Raw genomic sequence first — 2,400 nt, forward strand, 5'->3', positions numbered from 1 at the left:
GATCGACTTGCCGGTCTCTCGCACGATCCGCACCGCGCCAGCCTTGAAGTCCTCATCGAACTTCCGCCTGTTTGCTGCCATCGCCGCCTCCTCAATAGCGACGTCTCCACGCTACGAGGGGAATCCCATGTATTCGCCGTCCAGCACAGCGTGATGGCGCGGCCGGCGTTCAAGCGGTGGTGGACGCGATTCGTGCCGCAGCCGATTGAGCGCAGCACCTACGTGTTGTTGTCGAGTGCGGTGCTGCTGTTGCTCTACTGGCAGTGGCGAACGATGCCCGCGGTCATCTGGGACGTGCGGCTGCCGGCCGCCCGGGTGGCGTTGTGGGCAGTGTTCTGGCTCGGGTGGGCGATAGTTTTCACGTCGACGTTCATGATCAACCACTTCGACCTGGTTGGCCTTCGGCAGGTGTATTTGGCTTGGCGCGCAAAGCCATACACCGAGGTCGGCTTCCGCGCCCGGCTGCTCTACCGGGTGGTGCGTCACCCACTCATGCTCGGTTTCATCGTCGCCTTCTGGGCGGCGCCCACCATGACAGCGGTGGCACCTGCTCTTCTCGATCGCGACCACGGGCTACATCCTGATCGCGCTGCAGATGGAAGAGGGCGATCTGACGGCGGCGCTGGGTGACCGGTACCGGAACTACCGACGCGCTGTGCCCATGTTGATTCCGAGGCCTCGTCGGCTATCGACCAAAACGGCTGCCCAGGAGTAGCTTTGGCGCGGTATGTTCGCTGAATAGTCGCGATTGGTGCCGCCGGCCGGCTATCCGCAGTCGGGTTGCGACCGCATCACGCCAACCCGCTTCGGAGCCGGGTTCGTCGCTCCCGATTTGATTCGGGGAGACCCGATGCTCACCTCATCATAGGCACCAACCCAGCGCACAACGCGAGATTTCCATGTCGAAGACCGGTGAGGAGCCACTGAACTTGTGAGACGCTCGCGCCGGAAGTGTCTTTCAGAAGACGGTTGGTTGACGCCTGAACAACATTAATCATCCCAGTTCGACAGGGGCTTTTCTCACTTCGACTCCCCACGTCGAAGCATTTCGTCCACGCATTGAGAATCAGATACTGGTAATCTACCTGGATGGCGGGACGAAAATTTTTATCTGGCCCGTTGGACGATGCCGAAGTTTAGGGTAACTCTGAAATTCAACAATTTCCTTTATCAATCTTCGGGCCAGTACTTCGACGCAAACATAAACAGCCCCCAGCTGAATGCCGCACCGTGGCGCTCTCCATTCCAGGGAAATTCGTACTCTTCGTGGGAGGGGAGAAGTTTGTCGAACAGGGTCCACTTGAGGCCACCCGTCAAGGGGCCAAACTGTTTCGTGAACTCATCGATGTCCATGCTCCAGGGGGGCAACTCGGTTGGCGAATCGACCCGGGATGAATCGCTCCTCGTGTGCCAGTACCGCGCCGACTCAAGCACTCCTTCTTCACTGGCGGTCGCGGTGAAGTCAAATCCAGGCCACAATACGCTGCTGTATTCCAGTGATTTCGAGGACTGGCCTCCCAGGCCCAGCAGCTTCTTCATGTTTTCGAAACGAGAGGCTTCGTCGCCAAGAGCTTCGGATACCCGCTCATGTATGCGTTGTGCGTCCGCGACGGAAAGCCCGTGTTCGGCTAGCTTGTTTTCTAGCAGCTTCGCATTTTTGTTGACCATTCGTATCTTCATTGTCATGAGCAGGTGAACCTCGAAGTCGAGTATCTCAGAAACCGAAGATGTATTCATCGTTTATTCCTTCATTTGCCGAGGTAAGGCAAGAATTGGGTAAGGTCGCCGTTGAACACAGCAACCGAACCGTCAGGACGTACTATTAGTGCTACTCTCTGAGGTAACATCGCGGGTAGCACCACCTTTGTTCCATCGGGCAGGTTGACAATTCCACCAGTGTCACCGAACGCTGTCTGAGCGGCAATCTCGGCTGCCTCCGCAGCCTGTTCCTGGTCAAGGTGCAGGGAGGTCACCTTGTCCGCCAAGGCCTGGAGTTGCCCGGAACCCTTCGGAACCGTCTTTACTTCCTCACCAATTTTCTTAGCCTGGTCGGCAATACTTGGGCTTGGGGACGTGCCCGGTTGTGGTCGGGTGCCGGGCGTACGTGGTTGTTGTGGTGCGGGTTGTGTCCAGTATGGGATGTCGGCGCGTTTGGCGTCGTTGGCGGGCGTGTATTGTGCGTTGGCCGCATCTAATTGGCGCTCGAGCTGGGCCTTCAGGGTGTTGTAATACCAGGCTTCTTGGTTATAAGCCTGAACCGCGTTCCAATCGGAAGGGTTGGGCGGATTTAGATTGTGGTGGTCGATGTCGCTTGTCAACTTGTTGTAGGCGTCTCGCGTCGCTTGCAGCGATGGCGGTGGCGGTGGGCTGGCCCAGGGCGGAATGGGGGGCTGCCCAAGC

At 58.1% G+C, this 2,400-nt stretch carries 1 protein-coding gene and 2 pseudogenes; 1 reads left to right on the forward strand and 2 read right to left on the reverse strand.

Annotation, left to right across the window (positions count from 1 at the left end; translation table 11 throughout):
* Positions 1-129: 129 nt before the first annotated feature.
* Positions 130-715, forward strand: a pseudogene (gene mddA, locus EET03_RS05680) (methanethiol S-methyltransferase); the annotation flags it as partial.
* A gap of 455 nt (positions 716-1,170) precedes the next feature.
* Here mddA and EET03_RS05685 read toward each other — a convergent pair.
* Both EET03_RS05685 and EET03_RS29820 read right to left on the reverse strand, forming a co-directional pair.
* Positions 1,171-1,737 (reverse strand): hypothetical protein, encoded by a 567-nt coding sequence (locus EET03_RS05685; protein ID WP_075542729.1) that lies wholly within the window; start codon positions 1,735-1,737, stop codon positions 1,171-1,173.
* Between the two features lie 11 nt (positions 1,738-1,748).
* Positions 1,749-2,400 (reverse strand): annotated as a pseudogene (locus EET03_RS29820) (hypothetical protein); the annotation flags it as partial.

It is taken from the genome of Mycobacterium innocens (assembly GCF_900566055.1).
Lineage (GTDB): Bacteria > Actinomycetota > Actinomycetes > Mycobacteriales > Mycobacteriaceae > Mycobacterium > Mycobacterium innocens.

Coding starts and splice junctions, on each gene's coding strand:
- EET03_RS05685 (WP_075542729.1), bottom strand. CDS start 1,737: ATGAATACATCTTCGGTTTCTGAGATACTCGACTTCGAGGTTCACCTG.